Here is a 25,799-nt window from a genome sequence, read left to right as displayed (position 1 = left end):
TCCTCCTATTTTGTTCCATTGAATTGGAAACCAACTTTTATTACTGATACAGTTTTGCCATCAATATCTTTTTTATAAACGGCTATTGGTGCTTGAGAAAATGTTTTACCATTTTCTGAAACACTTTCGTTGCTTCCTAAATCAACATTTAATTTTTCACCAGCTTTATTCGCAAAATAAATTTTGTATTCATGTCCTGGTGTTAATAATTTATTTGAATAATTAGACATAATAGCATAATCACTTACTCACGCAGTAAAACCGGTACCACTATGATGGCCATTCGAGTCGGTATAATCGTATTTTTCATCTTTTAAATAGTGACGTGAATTTGGATCTGATTCATTATTAACATGTTGAGTTTTATAGTAGAACATATTACTACTATTTTCTTTGTTAATTTTTAAGGTTTTAATTTCTTTTGTTTGTAAATCTTCAAAAACTAAATGATCAGCTTTATCAACTACATCATTGCTTAAATAACCGAATAATGCTACTGCATCTTTATCAGTATTTCTTCAAATATTTGAAAGGTTTCTATCGCCAATACCTTGTGCTTGAATGTAGTATTCCCAATAAGCCTGTGGACGATTGGTTACTGTTTTTCCAGTTAAATCTTTAATTCTGATTGTGTCGTCTTGAATTGGTTGTCCTTGGTCATCATATAGTTTGAAATTTAACATTTCTCTGTATCAACGGTCTTTAAATCAACCATTATTTATTGACTTAAATTGACCAAAATAACTTGAGGCACGGTTTGAATCATCTGAAAAAATCTCTGAATTAACGAATAAATTAGATTCAAAATCTAGACCTAATTTTTCAGCCCGTAATTTAGCTTCAGCATCAATTGCATTTTCGTAATTAGTAATAGCATTTTGAATATTGGTACGACCTTCACCAGTGAAATTAAGTTTTAAATTGTTTCATTTTTCAGTAGGTGTTCCATCAATTACATATTCTAAACCTGTATTTGATTCATTAACATTTGTTAAAAATGAAGGTAAATTTTTAAATTCAACATTTGATGGAGAATAAGTAATTTGTAAATTATCACGGTTAATTACTTCGGCAAATGAGTATGTATAATCTGAGAAAAATTCATTAAATCTACGTTCTGTTTTAGTTTTGAAATAATCTTCAACATCCGAAGTAGGTCTTGATTTTTTAGTAAAGCCTTTTACAATTGAAAGTAAAATGCTTCTCATAGTGAAGTTAGATTGACGGAAACTAAAATGTAATTGAGTAGAATACATTTGAGTTTTATCATCTAAAATCAATTCGTCAAATAAAGACATTTCATCTAAACTTACACCATTTTCAGTCGCAAAAGTTGAAAATGTATCAAATAATTTTTTAACACTTATCTCTCAATTTTCTTCATCAACCGCATCTGGATCAGCATTTACGTCATTAGATTTATATAAACCATAACCAAGATTTTTGTCAAAAATTCAACCATATCTCAAGGCGTCATCAGTACTTGCATTTACTTTTTCTTTAATTGTGCCTAATTGAATATCTTTTTGTAATAAAGCTAATGAAGAACTAGTAAATCTTTGCATTATTTCGTTTGCTATTTCTTGTTCATTATACGAACCATCAGCTGCAAAAAGTTTATTTAAACGTTCTCTATCACTTCTTGAAAGTGTAGTTGAAGTTGATAAAGCAGATCTTAAAGCATTAGCAAATCTTTCGATACTAAATTTAGATTTTACATAGTCAATATCTCAATTAACTACTTTTTTGCTTGGATCTAATTTTGCTCTAGTGGTATCCACACTTGAAAAACTAAAGAATTTATTATAGTCTGTAAAAGTAATTTCGTGGCCAAAGCGTTGCACATCATTTTCATCTGTTGAGTAGAATGAATTAAATAATGAAACCGCAGCATCTTTAGCTAAGATATTATCATTTATTTTTAATGCTTGCATTTCTCAAAAGGCAGGAAATTCTTTTGCTCTTGGGTTTTCATTAACTACATCACCATTTTCATTAACCATGATGTAAATATGTTTTCTTAAGTTGTGCCCTACCATCTCTTTCATATAAGCACCAAATGGATTCATATATGGAAGTTGGTTTAATTGTTTTAATGTTTGCAAGCTAAAACTACCAGTTAAAAACCCGTCAGTTAAAGATTGAGATAATTTGATATTTGGTAAATAAATTTCATCTGGCGAAAGTCATAATGCTTGTTTACCACCAGCTGAAATAGTTGAATAATTACGCCCTTCACCTAAATACATTGCTATCAAAATATCAGCAAAAGAAACAGTTGATTTATCTTTTACAGCCCCAGTATCATCATCCTCAATAAATGGATTAACATAGAATATTTCTTGGTTTAATGGTGTTGAAAATCTAACTTTTCTAACAGCTTGATTTGCTATATTTACATCATAAAGTAATTCGCCATCTGTTGCATAATATTTTGCAAAGAAATATCCTGGTGTTAATCAACCGGTTTCTCTTTTACGAGAATGAATATGGTCTAGATATGGTTTTAATAAGACGTTATTGTAGTTTTTATCAACATCAGGGAATAATTCAGTATAACTTGGATAAGCTATTTGCGTTTTTGGTACAAGTGAAGTGTTAGTTGTCGCTGAATCTCAACCATTAATTGAGAATTCTTTGACAATTAAGGCTTTTATGGTGTCAGAAGCATCTTTAATTTTTTTATTAACAAATTCTAAAGCAGCATTATAACTTCGATTTGCTCTTCTTCTTAATTGGTAATATGGATTTATATTTAAATCTGAACTTGATAAATCAACACCAAGTGGCACATTCACAATTGGAGTTCCATCAGTATTAAAGACTAAAACTTTATTTATTGTGGTGTAATCACCGGTTGCATCATTACGCACACCTTCAACAATTTTAGGTACAATTTCACCTTTATAAACTTCAAATTGAATATCGTTGCCTAAACCATCTTTAGCTATTCCTTTAAGCATATCTAATGATGCTTTTTTAAAGCTTCAACTTCCGTCGGCATTTTGCGTCATGTATTTAACTGGAAATTGCTCATCTGAATATTTTGTTGGGTTTAGTGTTCCTGAATTTTGGTCTAAAGTATTCATTAATCACAAGTCATACAATTCTAATCATTTTTTATCTTCTGCATTGTCTAAACCGTATGCTTTACGACGCTCTTTAGTTGCTTCAACTAGACCTTCATAAGTTTGCAAGAAACGGCGCTTTGGATTTTCTAAAGCTGTTTTTAAACTTTCTTGATCAATTTCATGACCTCATATATCACTTGCGTTTTCTAATGTTGATTGGTCAATAACAATTTGATCACCATCTTTTTTTGCTAAATTATAAAGTAGATATTCACCTTCATTATTTTCAGAAACAATATTAGGCTGGTTCAATAATGGTGATGAATTTAATCCTAGGTGAGTTCGTGCTTTTAGGTATAAATCTAACACTTTGCGCGAGTAATAATTTTGAATATTTGGTGTTGAACCCGGAACTAATGCTGAACCGTATAGAGGTTTTTGGCCTTTATCTCCTAAATCTTGGGCAGCATTTAAAGTGATATGGTGTCCATATTCGTGGGCTGCAACAAATTTTAAAAAGTCTACTGATAAACCTTTATATTCAGGATTATTCATTGCTAATAATGATCATAAACCAATACGTGTATCTGGTTGAAAACCTAAATATCTACCATCTTCAATTGAGTATTCAAATTCCCCTTTGTCATTTACTTTTTTAACTAAATGTTTGCCTTCTAATCATTCGGCAGCTCAAGGCACTTTTCTTAACAATTCATCGCTAAAACCATCATATGCTTCAACAAAAACACTGTATGTTGGAATTGTTTGATCGTTTCCATTTTTGTCTTTAACAATTTTGGTTCCTTCTTCTTTAATTACTGCTGGTTTAACTGATGCTTTATAACCGGCTGAATTAAACATTTCTTTTAATTGTTCAAGAGCCAAGGCATTTAAGCCAAAATCTGCTTTAGCATCAACATTATATTTAACATATCTAATAGTTTTTAATGTTTCAACATCATTAGCACGCTTATCACTAACTTCTTTTAATGTGAAATACAGTTTTGAACCTTTTTTATAAACATTGTCTAATTGAACATTTAAAATTTTTTCGTTGGCATTTTTTGCTAATTCTTGTGTTGAAGTGGTGTCGCCATTAGCACTAATAATTCCTAATTTAGTTAGTTTTTCAATTAGTTCAATTTTTGAAGTCGCCACAATTAATTGGTTTTGATTATTCAACTCTAAACCTTCGCTATTTAACATTTTATCTAAAACTACATTTTTAACATTATTAGTCAATTTAATATTTTTTGTAGCTTTAATTGCGTTAGCATATTTATCGTTCATATCATTTTTAAACGATTCCAGTGTATTACCAATATTTAATAATTTTTCTGCTTTATCAGTTATATCTTTAACGAATGCTTCGCGACGATCATTATATGTATTTCTTGTTTGCACATAGTGTGTAATAGCTGCATTATACGCGTCTATAATTTGTCTATTTGCTTCATAGTTAGCTTGATTTGCCTCGCTAAAATCATATTCATGTTCGCCATCGTCTTCTAAATCATAAAATTCATAGGCATCTTCATATGCTTGTTTTAATGTTTCTAAATTAAATAAATCTGCCAGTTTTTTGTTATTAGCTAAATCTTGTGCTTGAGCATTTTCATTTTGTTCTTCATCTTCGTTTTCAAATTCTTGATATCATGAAGAACGAGCTTGAGCAAGATAATAATTAGCTTGCGCTTGTGCATCGGTGTATTCATTTAATTTTTGTTTATATTCAGGTGAATTTTGCTCTAATTCATCTAATTCATTTTTTAAATTTTGAGTTAGTTCATTGAATTCATCGTATTTTTCTAATTTTAATTTAAAGAAATGTTGTTGAAAAGCAATAACAGGATTAAATAAAGTTGCTAAATAAACTAATTTTCGTTCTTGTGGAACATTATCACCTTCTTTAGTGAATGTTTTGTAAACATTGCTTGTTACAATTATAAAATATGACCTGATTAATTCATTTGTATCATCTAAATTAAATTTGTTAGCTAAATCTTTAACATATTTTAGAGGCTGTTTAAAATCAGCGAGTATAGGTGCTAAATCCTCATCTTCGCTTAATGCACTAAATGTTTTGACTAAATCTTCAACATTGTGTTTAATTGCCTCATCATTTAAGTTAGCATTCTCGATTTTAGCGTACAATTCATTCATTTTTTGTGTAAAAAATGCTAATTTATCTTTTTTGTATTGCTCTATACGCGAATCTAAAGAGGTTTTGTTAGTTATTATTTTTGAATATGTGTCATAAATCGATTTAATAATATCTGCAACTCGTAAATTAAAATCACTAATTTGCTTTTCTGCATCTTTTCTCATATTATCTATATTATCAATGACATATTCAAATGAAGATAAATGAGTTTTTAAATCATCATTTGAATTAATAATATCTAAAATTTCATTTTTTAATACAGCTTGATTTTGTTCATTGGTGTATTGAACAATTGCCTTTAAAGTCATTATTTTTACATAATTTGGCACATAATATTCAAATTGCTTTGCTAGTTGGTTAAGTTTTTCAAGTTCATCTTTAACTTTTTGAACTAAATCAGTAATATTTAATGAATCATATTCTGAAGAAAGTTGTTCATAAGTTGCTTTTAATTTTGGCTCATCACTAAATGATAATGCTAAAGAATCAAATTCGTTTTTTATCGAATCAGCTATATTATCAATTGCTTCTTTACCAGCAGTAAAATCATTGCCAACACTTTGAATCTCAGGGGCATATACATAAAAATCTTTTAATTCATCATCACTTTGTGAACGAATAAAACCATCAATATCTGTGTATTCTCTTCAATTAATTTGTGATTTTTCAATATTTTCTTTTAATTGATCGATAGCAATTAATTGCAGTGGACTAAACGCTAAATCATGTGAATATAGCACAAAATTTTGTGTTTCAGGTTCAACTTTTGCGAAAAAATCACCACCTAAAAATTTCTCATAATATTTATAAAGAGGTCTAAATTTAGCAATTTCAGCTTTAAATTCTACTATATATTGTGCTTTAGTGAATAAAGAATCAAACTTGGTTTTAGCTTCATTAAATTGCGAAGATTTTACTTCATTATAAAGTTTTTCTAGACCAATTAGAGCATCAACTCTAACATTTTCAATGTTTGCTTTATTCAAAATTTGAGTTATTTCATCTTTAAGCATTTGCTCGTTTAATTGTTCTTGTTCAGTTAATAATGTAGCAATTTGTTGATTTACTTCACTAACTTTATCTTGTGTTGGTAATTTACGATATTGCTCAAGAGTATTGTTAAAGCGTACTAGTAATTCATTGATTTCATCTATTTTTTGACGTTGACTTTCAACAGTCATATTCAACTCTAAAAGTTGTTGTTTTAATTCTACTACTTTGTCATTATTTTGTTCAGCTTCAATTTGAGCTTTTAACGCATTCACTTGTTGGGTTTGCGTAGCTAATTCAGTTTGAGCTTGTTGTAATTGTTCAGTATTAGAGCTAATTAAGTTTTGGTAAAAACTTTCTACATTTTTAAATTGACCAGATGTGCTTGTTGCGATAGCTTCATCTTCTTTAGTTTGATTTTTACTAATATCATTGCTTAATTTAACAATTTCGGCTTTAATATCATCAATTCTTTTTAGTTTTAGCACTAATTGTTTAAAAGTTTCAAAATCAGCTTTTTCAAGTTGTGTGTTTGCTGATAACCATTTAGCGTATAAAGCATCTAAATCACTATTTAAATTATTAAAGTCTTTAATGCTTGAATCAAAACCTGCAGTTGTGCTTTGTACATTTTGTGATTTTTCTCAAACAGCATCGGCATCGGCAGTAGCGGCAGATTTTTGGTATTCAGCATCCTCGATTGGATTAAACATTGTAAAAGTTTTGCCATCGGTAAAGTTTAATTGAACAAATTTATCAGCAATTTTATTTTTTTCTTTAATTTCTTCAATAAAATCACGTGTTATACCCATAATAGTTTTTTGTTCAAAACTATATGAATCTATATTTGTATCTAAATCTTTAATTCCTTTTTCACTATATTCTTTTAATAAATTTGCAAATTTAGTTTTGGCTTCTTCAAAACTATTGGCATCAACAATTGAAACATATTCGGAGCTAGCATTTAATCTTCCAGTTTCAATTGGGCTAAATGCATCATTTTTATATTGTTGAGGCAATTGAGCTTTAACAGCAAAAACGCTTTTATTAATTAAAGCTCGCATATCAGTTATTCATCTAAATGAGTTTGCGTTAATAGTTTTTAGTGAAATATTGCTAAAGGCATTATATTTACTTGCTTTATCTAAAAATGTTTGAATTTCATCTGAAGTTAATAATTTTTTATTAATTTTGTATAGTAATGAATCATTGGCATTTCCAGCTCCACTAATGGTGCTATAAAATGGAATCGAACCAAAGAATGCATCTGGGAAAAATTTTATTGTTGTATATTCTTTGTCTTGATTTGAATGCGAGCCTAAAGTAATATTATTTCCTTGTAGTTCAACACCTTTAACAATCGAAAATTCTTTAAGTGTAATGATTTCAGGGCCTCATGACACATTTTTCATAAATCATTTAGTAAAAGAATAAAAATCCTTAGCACTAACAGCTTCTAAATATTCGTTATAAAAATCAAACATTCCATATCTAATGTTTAAAAACGGATAAGCTCTATTAGCTTCATAATATTGTTTTAAAAATTCGTTATAAGATAGTTCTTTTCCACGAAAATTAACAATTCCATCCTCGCCGCGATTTGGATCAAATGTGGCTATTTCACTATTTTTTTCCGAATTTACAAAGGTTAGTTTTGGCTCTTTAGATAAATCTAAAAATTCATTACTTAAACCACTGGCTTCAGTTCCTGGCTGTAATGTAGGATTACTTGAATTATGTTTAAGCACTCCAATAGTTGCACCAGCAGCAACAGCTACAATACCTAACGAAATTAGGTATTTAGGTCACACTAATGTTCTCCAATTGAATGCTTTTTTGGGTTTTTTATTATTGTTTTTCATATCCCCTCACTTTTATTTTATATAGTCCTTATATAATTTGGTTACTATTTCATTAACACTGGCTGATGTTATATATTTTTTCAATAAATCAAAAGGTGTTAATCTATTATCAGCATCTTGCTCAATTACATATCTATCAGCACTCATTCTAATATATTTATTGTCTAAAATCACTCCATTATCTTTTAGTGAATTTAAAAATTGATAGTATTTGGTTCTTGAGTCACTTACTGCTGTTTTTAAGTTTTCTTGTTCAGTGTCGTTATTATTTTGTATAAAGTTTAACAAAGCAACAGCGTATGCTTGTTCTAAAACTTTAAATTCAGTAAACAACTTATTTTGTTGAGTATTATCTTCATAATTAAAATTATCTGCTTGAATTGAAGTTATTGACTTGGTTGAAACAACTTCGTCTATGTTATTCATTTTTTGTTGAAAAAAGTTAACAATGTCTCGGTCTTGGCCGCCATTTGAGCTTAATACGCTGTGTGTATTATGATCGGTTAGTTTTTTTGGCATTATTTCTAATAATTTTGGTTTTTGAGTATTATTTCAATATCTAATCAATACTAATACTTCTTGTATAGGTATTAGTTTAGCCATGTTTTGAATTTTCTTTTTCCGTTGTTTTAGTGTTTGAATTATTTGAGTTGCTGTGTCAATACTGATTTTAATTGATGAAGTTAACTCATTTGTTTTATTTGTGTCTCCTAATTCATTAATTAAAGTCATTAAGCGTGATTTAATTTTTTCTAATTCAACTCTAACTTCGTCTTTGTCGGTGTTATTATCATTATTTAAATTAAATAAATTTGTTAATTTTTTTTCTAATCAGAATAAATTATCAACAATGTCGTCTCTTATAGTGTTTACAATATCACCTTCAATATTTCAATCGTAATAACTATTATATTCTTTTACTCTTTCTGCATTTTGTTTAATAATCAATAATTCATTTTTAATCTCATTAACCATCGCGTTGAATTCTTGATCATTTAAATTTAATTTACGTGTTTCAGCGAATATATTCGCTACATCCTTAAATAATTGGATTTGTTTATTGTATGTTTCACCGAATGTGTCATAGCCTTCATTTTCTAAATTATCAAAAAATTGATCAAACAATGTTTGTGAATTAAACTCTAAATCTTGCTCGTTATCTAGTGTAGTTTTATTACCAAAAAATTTAGTTTTTAGCTGTTGCGATTTGATTTTAATATTTTCAATATCGTCATTTAACGCATTTAGTTCTTTTGTTTCACTTGTTAGTTTAATTTGATTTACAAAATCAAAATATTCATTCAATTCAGTTTTCATTTGTATGATTGCATCATCAGAATAAAATGAATTTCACTGGCCATTTTCATCAAAATTAACAAACAATAAATTTTTGAAATCATTTGCCTTAAGATTAATTGAATTAATATAAGACAAAGCATTTTGTTTATCCGAACTGGTGTATTCTTGCAATAAATTTTGAATTAATTCTCATTTTGTACTTAATGCCTGCTTATATAAATTTATTTTATTTTGTTGTTGCTCAATTTTTAAATCAATATCGTCGGTACTATCATATTTAGTTAATGTTTTAAATTCATTATCGTTAATATCAACGCCTAACAACATATTTAAATCCATTAATTTATAGGCGTGATTAATTTCATTTACTAATGTTAAATATTGTACATATCTCGCAAATGATTCTTGGAAATTTGAATGTGGTATAGTTCTTAATTCAATTATTTTAAACCTATAATAATTATAGAAATCTTTATACATTTTTTCATAATTATCTTGGTCACTATTCCGTTTATCATTGTTTTTATTCGCAAACGAAGTTCATAAAGTACCATTACTATTGACAGCATCATCGACGATTTTATCTATTTGTGCTTTTTCGTTTTGAAATTCTGTTGTTTTTAAATCGGATAATAATAGTTTAGTTTCTAAAACAAATAAATCAACATCTTTTTCATATTCAAAATTGCTATATTTAACATTATTACCAGAAGTAATTGAAATCAAAGTATTTAAAAGCGAAACTAATCGGTGATAAAGCTTATTAAAACGAAGAGATCGAACAAATGGAGTTTGTTTTTCTTTATTTAATCACTCAATAATATACTCTTTTACTTCATTTAATTTTTGTTTGGTGTTATTTATAAATTCTTCATTAACTATGTGTTGATAAATCGGAAAAGCAGAAACGGTTCAATCTGGATTTACTTTAAATTTTGCTAAAAAATGACGATTTGTAATAGAATCAGTTGCCGATTCAACATTAATGAATTTGCCAACAATAGCAGTTGAAGTGTTTTGCTCTAATTTATATCAACTAGCAATTTGATTCATTAATAATTTTTCGTTTTGAGCACTTAAATATTCATTTTTATATGTTTGTAATTCATCAATGAGAGTTTGTTTTTGATTTTTACCATCTTGAACTGTTGAATTTGAATTATAAATGGTATCATCGTTTAATTTAATAGCGCTAATTAAGCGGTCAATATCTTTTATTCTTCATTCAAATAACATAGCTAATTGTTTATTTGCTTTTATAGGAAAATAAACAATATCACTACCACTATTAACATAATTAGCTACAACTGATGTTCGCTCTAAAATATTCATAATAACTTGCTGTCAATTAACGAAATTTTCTATATCTTCAGGTGTATTATTATATTCTTTTAATGTTGATAAAACACTGGTTTTAATTTGATTAAGAACTGATTTTTCATTTTCATATTTTTGAGGAAATTGTTTTAATAGTTCATTTGGAAATTCTTCGGTTAAAAAATTAGATAAAAAGTTTAATAATTTTTTGGCTGAAACATCACTTTTTTGGATTTTTTTACCTCTCAATTCAATTATTTGTTTATTTAGTAAATTTGTTTGCGTTTCAAGCTCGTTTATTTGTTGCTCTTTAATTAAATTTGGGTTTTGTTGTGAATTTAATTGAGTTGTTAATTCTTGTATTATTTTTTTATTATTTTCTATTTGTTTATTGGCTTTTTTAAGTGTATTTGTTAAATTTATAATTTTTAATTCGTTTTCCTTATTTATATTTTTTTTAGCATCATTATTGCACGAGGCTGTTAAAGCAATTAATGATATTGGTGTTGATGCTAAAATTGATAATGATATTTTTTTCTTCATTAATTACCTCCATTGATCAATTTAAGTTATGTAAATAAAATTAAAAGTAGATTTTGCAACCTACTTTAGTTAATTAAATTTACAGGGTAGGCTTTAATTCGCCACCGTAAAATACTTGTGGCACGTATTAGTAAAAAATCACGATTTTAATCATGATGTCATTATTTTTTTTGAAAATACGTGTGGATAAAGTATTTAACATAACACGGTTATTATACAAAAAAGAACGATTTTGAAAAGAATTTTTTAAAAAAATAAAAAATTTGTTTATTAAAACATTTAGAAATAATATGCATGCTTAATTTTGTTTACTAAAATTTATTAATCAAAACAATGTATAAAAAAGTAAATCTATTAAAATATTTGTAAATAAACACCATAATGTTTAGGAGGTTTTCATGAAGACTAAATTAGTCCCTTCAATCAGATTTAAAGGATTTACAAACGCTTGAGAACTAAAAAAGTTGGGTGATGCTGGTGAATTTTCAAGTTCAAATGTTGACAAAGTAATTCGTGATAATGACTTTAAAGTTAGTGTAGTGAATTATATGGATGTGTTTAACGACATTGAAATCGAGTTAAGGAACCTTAAAATAAACACAGCAACAAGAGAACAATTATCAACCAAAAATGTTGAAAAAGGCGATGTATTTATAACACCTTCATCGGAAACACCTGAAGAAATTGGGTTTGCCAAAACAACGCTAAAAACCTTAAAAAATGCAGTGTTTTCTTATCATTTAGTAAGATATAGAAGTAAAAATAATTTTTATTATGAATTTTTAGATTGGTATTTTAAAACTCAAAAAATAAGAAATTATTTCGCAGTAAATGCACAAGGAATTCAAAGATACACATTAGGTCTTACTTTTTTTCAAAATTGTAAACTTACAATTCCAAAAATAAATGAGCAGGAAAAAATAGTGAATTTATTTACAAAAATAAAATCTAGCCTATCACTTCTTCAGCGTAAGTTAAAAATGCTTGAAAACATCAAAAATACGCTGCTTGAAAAGATGTTCGCTTCCTCAAAATCATTATATCCTTCAATCAGATTTAAAGGATTCACAAACGCTTGAGAACTAAAAAGGCTGGGTGAATTGTGTAAAGGCATAGGTGGAGTTTCGTTAGAAAAATATTTTAATCCAAACGGTAAATATAATGTGATAAATATAGGCAGTTATGGTGTCGATGGAGAATATAACGATCAATTATTAAGAATTAATAAAAATAATATTTCGCAAAATTATTTACTTAATAAAGATGATTTGGTAATGGTTTTAAATGATAAAACTATGGAAGGAAATATACTCGGGAAAGTTTTATATATAGACAAATCAGATAAATTTATTTATAATCAAAGAACACAAAGACTGATTATAGATGAAACAAAATATAACTCAAAATACATCTATTATTTAATGTATTCTAAACATACAAGATATAAAATTCTCTCTATAAAACAAGGAACATCCCAAATATATATAAATTGGTCAGAAGTTGAAAAATTATCATTAAATATCACCTCAAATTATAAAGAACAATGTTTTATACACAAACTATTTGAAAATTTGAAAACTAATGTATTACTTCTTCAGCGTAAGTTAAAAATACTTGAAAACATTAAAAATACACTACTTAAAAAGATGTTTGTTTAAAATAAACAAAAATATTCAAATAAATATAGAAAAACTAAACTCAAATCAAGATGATTAGAGTTTTTTTATTCTTTCTTTCATATGAAATGAGTCATTTCAATTATTTTTTAAAAAAATCAACTTACGCTGAAGAAGTGATACAATTTTATAAAAATAATTGAGTAGAGTTGAAATTTTGTTTTGTTCTTTAATATTTGTGGTTTTATGTGGCAAATCTAATATCGTTTTTTTAGTTAAATTTGACTGAACACCATTAAGAGATTCTTTATTTCATTCATTATTAATGTATTTTTTATAAAAAAGAAAGTAATAAAAATCTAAATCATAAGTTTTTTTGAATTTTAAAGCTATAACAGCCTGGCTTATTGCTAAATTATGCTTATTTATAGCAATTTTACCTATTGAAGCGTACATTCCTACAATTAAATGTTGTTGTTCTATTAATTTTGCTGATGTGTTTTTAACTGCTTTTAGCGATATTGTTTTCTTGATTTTAGTTAAATACTTACCATCATTTTCTGTAATATCTGAAATATTCAAAAAAGGAATATTTCCATTATAGTACTCGGGATTTTGTATATATGGTGTTCCGCCTGTTAAACCATATTCAACAACATTGCTAATATTTATTAGTTCTCAAGCGTTTGTGAATCCTTTAAATCTGATTGAAGGATATAATGATTTTGAGGAAGCGAACATCTTTTCAAGTAGTGTATTTTTAATGTTTTCAAGCATTTTTAACTTACGCTGAAGAAGTGATAGGCTTGTTTCTAACGTTAAAAATATTTTTTCAATAACTTTAATCTCGCTGTTATTTGTTATTTTAATTTTAAAATCGGATATGTCGTTATACACGAGAAACGGAATTCCTCCGTTTTTTATTTTTTGGTTAATAAATTTTTGGAAAGTAGATGCAAGTGCATAATAAATAAAATTTCATACATTATTGTGTGTTTTTAATACATAAGTTCTTTGATAGGCTTCAAAATAACCATCTGTTTTATGTAAATAACCCATATTTGCTCCGTTGCCAGCTATTATTATGGATTTCCCTGAAAAACTTCATGTGTTACATTTAAAAACATTTATTCCAGAGGTAAAAAAATTATATTTCCCATTTTCAATCATATGGTTAGCATCTTTTGCACCTGTTTTGATTAAAGTAATTTCACCCAACCTTTTTAGTTCTCAAGCGTTTGTAAATCCTTTAAATCTAATATCAGGTATTAATTTATTTTTCATTATTTTTACCTAATAAATTTATTAGCTCATTAATCCCTTTCATATCATATTCATCACCTTCTAATTCTTTAAGCATTTGAATTAGTTCGTTTTCATTGTCTTTAATTTGATCGTTTATTTGTGAAAGAGTTACATCATATTTTTGGGCTAATTTTTCTAATTTTGCTATTTCGTTATTAACAATATCATTACCTTTATCTAGAATTGATTTTGAAAGTGCCTCACTTCATTTCATATGTAATAATTCAATGAATTGAGTTTCATTTAATGTACTAATTTTTGATGCTTTTTTATCATCAAAATTTCGCTCTAGAGTTTTTAAGTTTGTTTTTAAAGCTTTTTCTTCACTTTGCAATTGTTTTAACTCATTTTGTTCTTCTTCTGTTAAAGTATCTTTTGCTTTTTTATCAGGCTCTATTTCTTTGATGCGTGAAGTTTTTTCTTCAATATCAGCTTTTAAAGCGCTAATTTGATTTCATTCATCTGTAAAATATTTTTTGCCAATAAAATCATTATCAAGAACATTATCATATGAATTGTTTTTTTGTTCAATATTAGCCAAAATTGCATATAAATCATTTTTAATTGTTTTGAATATGTTAATTGCTTGTTGATATAAATCGTATTTATCTACTATTTTGATTTCAGCAGCGTGATTAAAAAAGAAATTATCAAATTCATCTGCTAAATTTTCAATATTAATATTTTTAATACTTTGTAAGTTTGTTAATTTAGAACTTAAAAACTCATTTAAATTATTGACTATATCAGTGTATTTTTGCAAATAAATTTTTGTATCGTTGTGTTCAATAATATTTTGATAAATATTATTTTTATCAATAAAATCACTGTATTGATTGTCAATTGGTTTGATTAAACTTTGTTTTAAATTAGGCATTGAATCTCATAGAAGTTTAAATTTATTTATTTCTGAATTTGGTATTCCACCGTGTAAACTAGCGTATAAATCGTGAAAATCTTCTTTTTCAAAAGAATCAATGTAGCGTGAAATATTTAAATTAAAATCATTTTCTTTAATTTGCTCATAACTAACAACTTTAGCAAATTTTTCTACATCTAATTTATTAATATATGTATCGACAATTTTACGAATATGCGAAGCTTCCATTCTGTTCGTTGAAGAATCTTTAGTAAATAATTTAGAAGCATCAATGAATTGAATATCACGATTTATGCGGTTTTTTCTCAATACCATTATTATTGTTGCGATACCGGTTCTAAAAAATATGCCGGCTGGCAAGCCAATAATTGTGTCGATATAGCCATTTTCTATTAGTTTTTGGCGAATTTTAGCTTCACTCCCCCCCCCTAAATAAAACTCCATGAGGTAAAACAACAGCCATTATACCGTCACGCTCTAAATGGTATAAACTGTGCAACACAAAAGCATAATCAGCTTTAGATTTAGGTGCTAAACCGTATTCACTAAACCGTGGATCTCCTATTGCGTCATCTGGTTCTCAATTTAATGAATAAGGAGGATTAGCAACAACACCGTCTACCATTTTTAACTGGTATGATGATTCATCGTTATTTTTAGTAAAAAAAGGTCAATCTTTTTTAAGTGTATCAGCGTTGCGCACATGAATATCAATAGGGTTAATGTCATGCATAATTAAATTCATTTTTGATAATGTATAAGTTTCTGAATTATATTCTTGAGCATAATAAGTTACTTTATGTTTAGTTTTAGAATATTTAGCAAACATATCACCAAGTTTAATTAATAATGAACCTGAACCAGAGGTAGGGTCATATATAGAAATATTTTGACGATTTTGTAGATGACGGGCTACAATTTCAGACATTAATTGTGACACTTCGCTAGGAGTAAAAAATTCTCCCCCTTTTTTTCCTAATTGACCAGCGAATTGTTTAATTACATATTGATAAATATAACCTAATACGTCAAAATCTTGTTGCTCAACTGAAATTAATTTAATCTTTTCTAAAATATTATTTAAATATTTAGTTGCGTTAGCTGGATCTCCTAATTTATATATATCATTTGAATAAGCATCAAATACACCTTCAAATAAAGATCTGATTTCATCTTGTTCAGATAAATTTTTATAAAAATATTGCACAGCATCGGAAATTTCTTTGATTTCAAGTTTAGTATTATTATTTGCCCAATTTTCAAATAAATAACGCGGTTTAATGAAATAACCTAATTCAATTTTAGATGCTTCAATAATATCCTGGTAACCTTCTGAATATAAATTGAATGTTTTGTTTTTGCCATCCTCATCAAAATTTTCATCATTTAAAGCGTTAATATCGTCTAAATTAGGCTGGCGATTTTCAACATATTCTTTTAATTGATTTATCAAAAAATTGTACTGTTTTTGTGATAAAAACTTGTAAAAAAGCAAACTTAATAAAAAGTTTTTATTTTGTTCTTGTGAAATATTGCCTCTAGCATTATTAGCTGAATCTCAAATAATTTTACTTAATTGTTCTTTGTTTATTTTGCTATTCATTTGACCTCCTTAATTAAAAAACTATTTGCTTAAAATTATTCCATAAAATAAAAAAACAGCAATGCTGTTTTTGGTGTTTAGACATTTGGTACCCAAGACAGGACTTGAACCTGCACGCATCGCTGCAGTAGATTTTGAGTCTACGGTGTCTACCATTCCACCACTTGGGCAAATTCTTAAATATTATAAATTAATTTTGCAATATAATAAATAAAATTAGGAGAAAAATGGTAGGAATAGTAGCAGAATATAATCCATTCCATAACGGGCATATTCGTCAAATAAATTGAATTAAGCAAAATTTTCCCAACGAAAAAATTGTAGTTGTCATGAGTGATAAATTTTCTCAACGTGGTGAATACACAATTACTAGTTTTTTTAAACGCAAACAAATCGCAAAAAAATACGGGGTTAGTAAAGTGATTAAATTAAGTTTTGAGCAAAGTGTGCAAGCTGCTCATATTTTTGCCTATAACGCAATTATGCGTTTAAATCAAGTAGGAGTAGATAAAATTGTTTTTGGCTCAGAAAGTAATGATGTGCAACAAATGATTGATTTAGCTACTTATTTAAATAATCATCTTGATCTTTTTAACCAACACATTCGCTACTTTTTAAAAAAAGAAAAATTAGCTTATCCTAAAGCTTTTGCATTAGCACTAAAACAAATTAGTGGCAAAAATTATACTTTGCCTAATGATATTTTAGGTTTTGAATATGTCAAAACAATCATTAACAATAATTTAAATATCAAAATTTTTTCAATTAAGCGCAATATAGATTTTCACTCACAACTAACATTAAATCAATACGCTTCAGCTTCGTTGTTGCGTCAAAAAATAAAAAAAAATGAAGATATTTCGCATTATAGCCCCATGAAAATTAAAAAAGGTCGTTTTATTGAAAATGATTATTTAAAATTTAAAAAAATTTTATTATCAACGCCACTTACTAAACTTAAAAAAATTCAATTAATAAGCGAAGGAATTGAAAATTTATTTTTAAAAAATATATATCATTCTAATTACGATGATTTTATTCAAGCGTGTGTGTCTAAGCGCTACACTGCTTCAAGAATTAAGCGCATCTATGCGTGAATATTAAATAAAAAATGAAAATAAAGGAGAGTATGAAACAAATAATTTTATCAAGCCACAATAATTTTTCTCACGCAATAAAAGCAATGCAAAGAGAATTAGATTATATATGAGAATTAGGTTTAAATGACGTAGAATTGGTGTTTGTTGACAGTGAAGATAATAATTTGTGGAATGAGGTTATTAAATATTTAAACCAACATCAAGATGAATTTAGTTATGAAATAATTAAACAAAATGACACAATTTTAGTAACGTTTGTTTTGTAAAATTGAACAAAAAATATTATTTAATTTTTGTGAATTTAAATTTGATTTTTAAAACAAATGTGTTAGAATTTATTAGCAATATTTAATTGCAGAAAGTAGATTTAATCTCACCTGATGACCATATAGTCTTGGGTTTTAGCTACAATTAAAATTTATTTTATCTGTAGTTCAAAATTAACATATTTATCTATTATAAAGGAGTTACTATACAACCAGCAAATACTAGAAATAAAAAACCAGCAGCTGAACATATGATTAATTCAAATATTCCATTTGCCAAAGTTTTTTTAATTGGACCTGACGGCGAAAAAATTGGTGTAAAACCAACCAAAGAGGCAATTCAAATTGCCCGTGAATATAGTATGGATTTAGTTCTAATTAGTGTTGAACCTAAACCTATTGCTCGTATTTTAGATTATGGAAAATTTAAATATGATCGTAAGAAAAAACAAAAAGCTGCCAAGGAAAAGCAAACTATTATTCAAAATCGTCAAATTCGTTTAACTGTAATGATTGGCGAACACGATTTACAAGTTAAGGCTCGTAAAGCAAGAGAATTCTTATTAAATGGCGACCGCTTAAAAGTTAGTTTAAAATACCGTGGTCGTGAAATGGCACGTCCCGAATTAGGTCATGATACAATTAATCGCTTTTTTGCTTTATTAGATGATATAGCTGATGTTGCTAAAGAAGCAGCGCTTGTGAATAATAGATTTCTTGATATGTATTTACAACCAAATAAAATTAAAGTTGCTAAATATAAAAAAGAAAACAATATAGTAGATAAAATTACTACACAACATGAAGATAATTCTAAATCATCATTAGATGAACAAGAATAATCACAAGGAGTAAATATGCCTAAAATGAAGACAAAAAGTGCTCTTAAAAAACGTATTAAAATTACTGGTACTGGAAAAGTTTTAAGAGAACAAGCTTATCGTTCACATCTAGCCCAAAATAAATCAACTAAACAAAAACGTCAAGCGCGTAAATCTGTTCAAATGCACCCATCTGACATCAAAAGATTCAAAGGCTTATTTTAATAAGCACATTTAATTAAAAGAAAAGAGGAAAACTATGAGAGTTAAAGGCGGAACAGTTACAAGAGCTAGAAGAAAAAAATGATTAAAACTAGCAAAGGGTTATTTTGGACATAAGTCAATCGGCTATAAAGTTGCTAAACAAGCCGTTGTTAAATCATGAACTTACGCATTTAGAGACCGTAAACAAGTTAAGCGTAATTTTAGAAAACTATGAATCGCTCGTATTAACGCAGCAACAAGAGCACAAGGATTATCATATTCATTATTTATTAATGGACTTAAAAAAGCAAACATTACAATTAATAGAAAAATGTTGTCAGAACTTGCTATCAATGAACCAAAAGTATTTTCAAGTTTAATCAACATTTCAAAAGGTGCTAAATAGCATTTAGATAAAAAAATTAAATTTTAATTAAATTTGTTTTTTGGTTTCAAATTTAACTTAAAAAAACAAATCAATCAATAATTCAGTGTTTTTTTTATTAAAAACACGTTTTTTTTGTTAATTTTGATGTGAAAATTATTTCGTAATATATTAAATTCTAAAAATAGCAAAAAATATAAATTTATTATAATTTAAATAGGTATAGTTTTTGCTATATCTCGTAATATATGTGTATTGCGTTCTATATAGGAGGTTTTTAAACAAACATGAAAAAGAATAAATTTATATTGATGGCAACTGGAGTTTTTTCAACATTAGCAGCTGTACCCGTGATCGCTGCTGCATGTTCAAGAAATATCTACAACCATCCCAAATCACCTACAACTTCTGTAGTAAATATTAAATTAAATCCAAATTTAGTGGCTACAGCGGACCAAAAAAAGGATCTTCCACGAATTGTGATGATTAATGATGGTGGAGATATCAATGATAAATCATTTAACCAAGCAGCTTGAGAAGGATTGTTAAACTTTGTTGATAAACAAAACAACATTAGTCAAAGAAACTATAATGTTTTAGAAGTTACAGGCGGAAATTATAAAAACGCTTATACACAAGCTTTAAATAGTGGATACAAAATTTGAATAATGCCAGGTTTTTTACATAGTGATCAAATTGCTTCATTTATCAAAGAAGGCAATAATGCTGCGCGAATGAAAGAATTAGGTGTTGTTATTTTAGGGGCAGACTACGCAACTGAATTAAAAGGTCATGGTATATTCCAAGAGTTTAAAACTAAAGAAGCCGCTTTTGCTGCTGGTTATGCAGCTGCTAAATTTTTATCAGAAGAACCAAACGCAGCTGATAGAACCTTTGCTCAATTTGGTGGAGGAAATTTTGCCGGTGTAACTGATTTTAACGAAGGTTTCATGAAAGGTGTTTTATACTGAAATGAACAACAAACAGATGAGAATAAAAAAGTTCACACCACACAAAACACAGTAGATTTAAGTGTTGGTTTTGATACTAACTCAGCACAATTAGACACAGCAATTAGCAACATTTTAGCAACAAATCCTAAATTGATTTTACCTGTTGCTGGTCAAGCTACATATTCAGTAATGAGAAGACCTGAATTTAAAAATAGATATATTGTTGGTGTTGATACAGATCAAGCTTTAGCTGCTCCATCAGGTAAATCAGCTTTCTTTACTTCTATTCTTAAAAACCTAGGACAATCTACATATGACTTAGTAGGTGCGGTGGCTTTAAACACAAAAACAAAAGAAGAATTAGGTGGTTTTGTGCTTAGAGAAGCAGACGGACACTTAAACGGTGGTTTTAGTGAAAACTGAGTAGATTTATCAAAAACTTACATTGAAGGTGAAAAAGGTGTCAAAGCACAACAAGCTTTAGACGAAGCAAAACGAGTTGCAAGTAATTTACCTGAAGATGTTAAATCATGATTATACTCAAATAAAGCCACAAAATCTGGCGAAGAAATTTCAGATATAAATACAAGAATGAATGCTCTTGCTGCTGCGTTATTTAAAGCATCATAGTGTACGCAGTTGAATTTAAAAACGTTACTAAAAAATTCCCCGGAATAATTGCCAATGATGATGTTTCTTTTGCGGTTGGCAAAGGGACAATTCACGCATTAATTGGAGAAAATGGTGCTGGTAAAAGTACTTTGATGTCAATTTTGTTTGGTTTATATGAACAAACAAGCGGAGAAATCCTAATTAATGGCAGCAAAGTGCTTTTTTCTGGACCAAATGATGCCAATGCTCTTGGTATTGGAATGGTACACCAGCATTTTAAACTAGTTGACGTCTATACAAATTTAGATAATATAATCCTTGGCGAAGAATGAACTTCGGCAGCAGGAGTTTTAAATCGTAATATTGCGATTAAAAAAATTAAAGCTTTACAAAATACTTATAATTTACATTTTGATTTATTTCAAAAATCAGGCGAAGCAACTGTTTCTACACAACAAAAAGTAGAAATAATGAAAATGCTTTACCGAGGTAATGACATTTTAGTTTTTGACGAGCCCACTGCTGTTTTAACCGATGAAGAAATTCAAGGATTATTAGAATCATTTAAAATTTTTAAAAAAGCAGGCAAGACAATAATATTTATTTCACACAAATTAAAAGAAATTGAACAAGTAGCTGATATAGCAACTGTTTTAAGGCTTGGTAAAGTAGCTGGCAATTTCGTGATGAAAGAAACAACTTTAGATCAAATTATTAAAGCAATGGTTGGTAATGAAGTTGTTGAAATTAAAAATAATTTACAAAACACTAAAAGTGATGTTGTTTTTTCACTAAAAAACATCACTACTCATAAATTACACAAAAATTTAAAAAATATTTCTTTCGATATCCACGCTGGTGAAATTTTTGCGATTGCTGGAGTTTCAGGTAATGGACAAGAAGAATTAGAATACATTGTTGGTGGTTTAGAACAACCTTCAAAAGGTTCAGTTCATTTAAGAGTGTTTAATCAAAAAAATAATCAATATGAGCTTAAAGATATAACTAAATTAAATGCTTGAAAACGAAGCAAAGAACACATGGCTTATATTCCCGCTGATCGCCATCACCACGGAGTAATTTTAGATTTTACAATCGAAGAAAACGCAGTAATTCGTAGGTTATGAGATCCTCATTTCCAAACCGCCGGCGTATTTAAAAATAAAAAAATACGTAATTTTACTGACGAAATTATTGATAAATTTGATGTACGTAGTTCACAAGGGGCTAAAAGTATTGCTCGCTCACTTTCGGGTGGTAATCAACAAAAATTTATCGTTGGCCGTGAAATGATGTTTGAGCATGATTTTATTATCATTGTTCAACCCACCCGTGGTATGGATATAGGTGCTATTACTAATATTCACACACAAATTTTAGAAGAAAAACAAAAAGGAAAAGCAATTTTACTAATTTCGTATGAATTAGACGAAGTATTGGCTTTAGCTGACACGATAGCTGTTATTAATGAAGGTAAGATTTTATCTATTAAACAAGCTAAAACAACAACACGCGAACAAATTGGTAAATTCATGTCTTCATCGACTAGTGAGCAAAATCAAAATTGATATAACCCAACTGATATCGAAGAATCAAAAGATACCTATCTTAATTTAATTGAAAAAAAATATGCCAATTTATTTGAAGAAGCCTTTTTAAAAGAATCCTCAATTAAATCTAGTTTATTTATTGCAAAACGCTCTAAAGATGTTGACAAAAACGCCATTATTGAATTAAGTAATAATTACAAAATTGCTCGTCAACAGCGAATTAAACTTCAACATGCTAAAAAAGCAGAATTAAGTTATGCTAAAAAAACATTTAAACAAATTTATGATAATTTTGAATTAAATAGAAAGGAGGAAACAAATGAAAACAAAACAAAATTTCAATGAAACTTTACGAACTTTTTCACAAAAAATGAGTAATTTTATCAAAATGGATAAAACAAAATCCACTGGGCGTAAAGTCGCTTCATCACTATGAGCACTTTTCTTTGGAATCGTCCTTTCCTTTATTTATATATTTTTAAAAAAGGCTATTTTTGACCAGCATTTAATTAATCCTTTTGAAATTATTAATGCGGTTATTGAAGGTTTTAGAACAAACGAAGCTAAAACAATAATTAATTTCTTTTTAGTTTTTGGTTTTTCTTCTTTAGCCTGTGCGTTGAGTTTTAAAGCTGGTTTATTCAATATTGGTATTCCTGGTCAAATGATGATTTCAGGAGCAACATCATTTGGAATTTTTATTAAATTAGGTTTTAATTCTTCTAAACAAATTCCAGTTTCAATTTTATTTGCTGCTCTAATAGCTTCGATGTTATTTGCTTTTGTGGTAGGTTTAATTTCAGGTGCTCTTAAGGCACATTTAAATGTTCATGAAGTTATTTCAACAATTATGATAAATTGAATTGTTGTAGGAATTTCAATGATTTTATTCCAAAAAAAATCTGCTCCAATTATTTGACCTAATTTAAGTCCTGAACAAATTAGTGCTTATTTTGATGACACTAACACCGGAGTTAATTCTACATTTGCTATTATTTCAGAAAGTGTTAAAAACGCTTTTGCTATTGGTGGTATCATTACTTTAATTACATTAGTGATTTTGATTGCTTTTGTGTTTAATTTTACAAGTTTAGGCTATAAAATTCGTATGCAAGGAATTGCCAAAAGTAATGGTAAATATATGGGTGTTAATGATAAAATGTTGACAATGCTAATTTTAGCCTTTTCGGCTATGATAGCAAGTATAGCAGGTTTTTATCATTATGTAGTAGGACCAAACAGTGTCTTTAACGAAATAACTCAACCTTTAATTATTGGTTTTGAATCAATTGCTATTAGTTTATTGGCACTTAATTCACCAATTGGAATTATATTTTCTTCATTATTTTATACAGCATTATACTCATCTGAATTCACAATTCAAAATTTCCCACTAAATTTAAAACCTGAAGATTTACGCGTAATTACTTCAATGATTTTATATTTAGCTGCTACTTCAATTATGTTTAGCAACTTTAAACCTTTACGTTGAATTTCACGCTCAATTGCTTTAATGTGCGATCCACGTTATAAATACAACCGTAAATTAAATATGTTAGAAAAAAAACGTGCTTCACTAACATATCGACACGATTTATTTCAGCATAATATTGAGTACAATGTTAATGAAAATAATTATGACAAAATGAATTTAAAATTGCAAAAAGCAGAACAAAAATACCAAAAAGCAATTTTATTTAATAATGTAATGAGCCAAAGAGCTCAAATAGGTATCATTAACGGCGAGAATATCTATAATTTACAAGTCTTATTACACCAAGCTAAAAAAGCTAAAAATCAAGATTTAATTGTAGAATATAAACAACAAATTCAACACTCAATTGCTGCTCACAAAAAAGAATTTGCAGCATTTTCTTCAGTTAAACAAGCAGTTAATTCGTTATTAGCTCATTATGTAGAATTAAATAAAAATCAAATTTCAAACAAAAAACGTGTTAGCCAAATTAAAGATGAAATTAATAAAATAACTAATAAATATCTTTCAGCAGCAATGAATTACAAAAATAGCGAAAAAGATACCATTGAAAATTTTGAATTAATAAACACCCTTAAACAACAATTAAATTCACAAATGAATAGTTTAGGTGCAAATAAAAAATTCAATTTAAAACAAGAAAAAATTGCCTCACAAAAATCAATTAAAGCTAAATTCCACGCAATTTACAATAATATTATTGAACAAAGATTTATGTTATTTAAAAAAAGCCTAAAAAGTAAAGGAGAAGAATAATGTCGTTAAAATTAGTAGTTGACACATATGGTTGATTAATTCTTTTCTTTTGTATTTTCACATTAGGCGGAATTAGTGGTTTATTTAGCGAAAAAGTCGGGATTGTTAATATTGGTATTAACGGTATGATGGTAATGGGTGCTGTTTCATATTTAGTATTTAGTGACATTTTAAATAAAATCTTTGGCGAATCAAGCACACTTGCTCGCAATGGTTTTTGACAAATACCGGCAACATTAATCGCAATGACAGCTGCCGCAGCATTTGCAATGTTACATGGGTTTGCAACTATTAAATTAAAAAGTGAGCATACCATATCAGGTTTTGCAATTAATTTATTAGCCTTTGGAATTGCGATAATTTTATTAGATATATTTGGCAATGGTAATAAAAAACCAGTCAATAATATTCAAGAATTAAGTTACGTTATTCAAGTTTTAGAATCGCAACGAGTAGAAATTATTTCGTGAAAAATGGTAATAACTATTTTAATTATTGCTTTATCAGCTTTTGCGTTATATAAAACCAAATGAGGTTTAAGATTTAGAAGTATAGGTGAAAATCCACAAGCTGCTGATGTGGCCGGAATTAACGTTAATCGTTATAAATGACAAGGAATTGCTATTTCAGGAGCAATTGCCGGCGCTGCAGGTTCAATATTTTCACAAACACTTGGCGCTTCATTTAACGGAGATGTCAGAGGTTATGGTTATTTAGCACTAGCGATTATGATTATGGGTCAATGAAATATTTTCATCGTTTGTGGTGCTTCATTCCTATTTTCATTCTTATACGCAATTTCATTCTCTTCGGGTGCATTTATTCCAGAATTAAGACCATACCAATCATTATTACAAGTAATACCATATTTATTATCGTTATTAATTGTAATGATTACAGGCAAAAAATCTCGTGCACCTGCTGCTTCTGGTGTGGCATATGATAAATCAACTCGTTAAATTTAATATTAAATGAGCGAATAAACATGGACAAAAAATATTAACATT

Annotated in this window: 15 protein-coding genes and 1 tRNA gene; 10 read left to right on the top strand and 6 right to left on the bottom strand. The window is 28.0% G+C overall.

What is annotated here, in order from left to right:
* Positions 1-5 precede the first annotated feature (5 nt).
* Entirely contained in the window at positions 6-8,087 is an 8,082-nt protein-coding gene (locus tag EG856_RS02880) for a PDxFFG protein (protein ID WP_130429620.1), read from the bottom strand.
* Positions 8,088-8,099: 12 nt separating this feature from the next.
* Positions 8,100-11,246: a hypothetical protein gene (locus tag EG856_RS02875; RefSeq protein WP_130429619.1), complete on the bottom strand. Its 3,147-nt coding sequence runs from the start codon at positions 11,244-11,246 to the stop codon at positions 8,100-8,102.
* Between the two features lie 398 nt (positions 11,247-11,644).
* Between EG856_RS02875 and EG856_RS02870 the strand changes: the two genes are divergently transcribed.
* The gene (locus EG856_RS02870) at positions 11,645-12,904 is read left to right on the top strand and encodes a restriction endonuclease subunit S (RefSeq protein ID WP_130429618.1); all 1,260 of its coding nucleotides are present in this window, start codon (positions 11,645-11,647) and stop codon (positions 12,902-12,904) included.
* Positions 12,905-12,958: 54 nt separating this feature from the next.
* Here EG856_RS02870 and EG856_RS02865 read toward each other — a convergent pair whose 3' ends face one another.
* From EG856_RS02865 to EG856_RS02850, 4 genes are all read right to left on the bottom strand, one after another.
* Positions 12,959-14,146: a restriction endonuclease subunit S gene (locus tag EG856_RS02865; protein WP_130429617.1), complete on the bottom strand. Its 1,188-nt coding sequence runs from the start codon at positions 14,144-14,146 to the stop codon at positions 12,959-12,961.
* Positions 14,136-15,491: an N-6 DNA methylase gene (locus EG856_RS02860; protein WP_130429616.1), complete on the bottom strand. Its 1,356-nt coding sequence runs from the start codon at positions 15,489-15,491 to the stop codon at positions 14,136-14,138. The genes EG856_RS02865 and EG856_RS02860 overlap by 11 nt, the downstream gene beginning before the upstream one ends.
* Complete coding sequence (locus EG856_RS02855) at positions 15,457-16,650, bottom strand: class I SAM-dependent DNA methyltransferase (protein ID WP_130429615.1); 1,194 nt, start codon at positions 16,648-16,650, stop codon at positions 15,457-15,459. The genes EG856_RS02860 and EG856_RS02855 overlap by 35 nt, the downstream gene beginning before the upstream one ends.
* An 86-nt stretch (positions 16,651-16,736) precedes the next feature.
* A tRNA-Leu gene (locus tag EG856_RS02850) sits at positions 16,737-16,820 on the bottom strand.
* Positions 16,821-16,877: 57 nt separating this feature from the next.
* Between EG856_RS02850 and EG856_RS02845 the strand changes: the two genes are divergently transcribed.
* From EG856_RS02845 to EG856_RS02805, 9 genes are all read left to right on the top strand, one after another.
* Positions 16,878-17,771 carry a nucleotidyltransferase gene (locus tag EG856_RS02845; RefSeq protein ID WP_130429614.1) on the top strand — a complete coding sequence of 298 codons (894 nt, stop codon included), beginning with the start codon at positions 16,878-16,880 and terminating at the stop codon, positions 17,769-17,771.
* A gap of 8 nt (positions 17,772-17,779) precedes the next feature.
* Positions 17,780-18,016, top strand: a complete 237-nt coding sequence (locus EG856_RS02840; RefSeq protein ID WP_130429613.1) for a hypothetical protein — start codon at positions 17,780-17,782, stop codon at positions 18,014-18,016.
* A gap of 251 nt (positions 18,017-18,267) precedes the next feature.
* On the top strand, positions 18,268-18,858 hold the full coding sequence (gene infC / locus EG856_RS02835) for a translation initiation factor IF-3 (protein WP_130429612.1): 591 nt from the start codon (positions 18,268-18,270) through the stop codon (positions 18,856-18,858).
* A 15-nt stretch (positions 18,859-18,873) separates the two neighbouring features.
* The gene (gene rpmI / locus EG856_RS02830; RefSeq protein WP_130429611.1) at positions 18,874-19,062 is read left to right on the top strand and encodes a 50S ribosomal protein L35; all 189 of its coding nucleotides are present in this window, start codon (positions 18,874-18,876) and stop codon (positions 19,060-19,062) included.
* A gap of 34 nt (positions 19,063-19,096) precedes the next feature.
* Positions 19,097-19,447, top strand: coding sequence for a 50S ribosomal protein L20 (rplT, locus tag EG856_RS02825; protein ID WP_130429610.1), 351 nt, complete (start codon positions 19,097-19,099; stop codon positions 19,445-19,447).
* A gap of 266 nt (positions 19,448-19,713) precedes the next feature.
* Complete coding sequence (locus EG856_RS02820; RefSeq protein WP_130429609.1) at positions 19,714-21,009, top strand: BMP family ABC transporter substrate-binding protein; 1,296 nt, start codon at positions 19,714-19,716, stop codon at positions 21,007-21,009.
* Entirely contained in the window at positions 21,009-22,919 is a 1,911-nt protein-coding gene (locus tag EG856_RS02815) for an ABC transporter ATP-binding protein (protein WP_130429608.1), read from the top strand. The genes EG856_RS02820 and EG856_RS02815 overlap by 1 nt, the downstream gene beginning before the upstream one ends.
* Entirely contained in the window at positions 22,861-24,792 is a 1,932-nt protein-coding gene (locus EG856_RS02810) for an ABC transporter permease (RefSeq protein WP_130429607.1), read from the top strand. The genes EG856_RS02815 and EG856_RS02810 overlap by 59 nt, the downstream gene beginning before the upstream one ends.
* Positions 24,792-25,751 (top strand): ABC transporter permease, encoded by a 960-nt coding sequence (locus tag EG856_RS02805; protein ID WP_232954216.1) that lies wholly within the window; start codon positions 24,792-24,794, stop codon positions 25,749-25,751. The genes EG856_RS02810 and EG856_RS02805 overlap by 1 nt, the downstream gene beginning before the upstream one ends.
* The last annotated feature ends 48 nt before the right edge of the window (positions 25,752-25,799 follow it).

Source organism: Mycoplasmopsis phocirhinis, assembly GCF_004216495.1.
In the GTDB taxonomy this organism is placed as follows: Bacteria; Bacillota_I; Bacilli_A; order Mycoplasmatales; family Metamycoplasmataceae; genus Mycoplasmopsis; species Mycoplasmopsis phocirhinis.
This window is presented reverse-complemented; position numbering and strand designations above follow the sequence as displayed.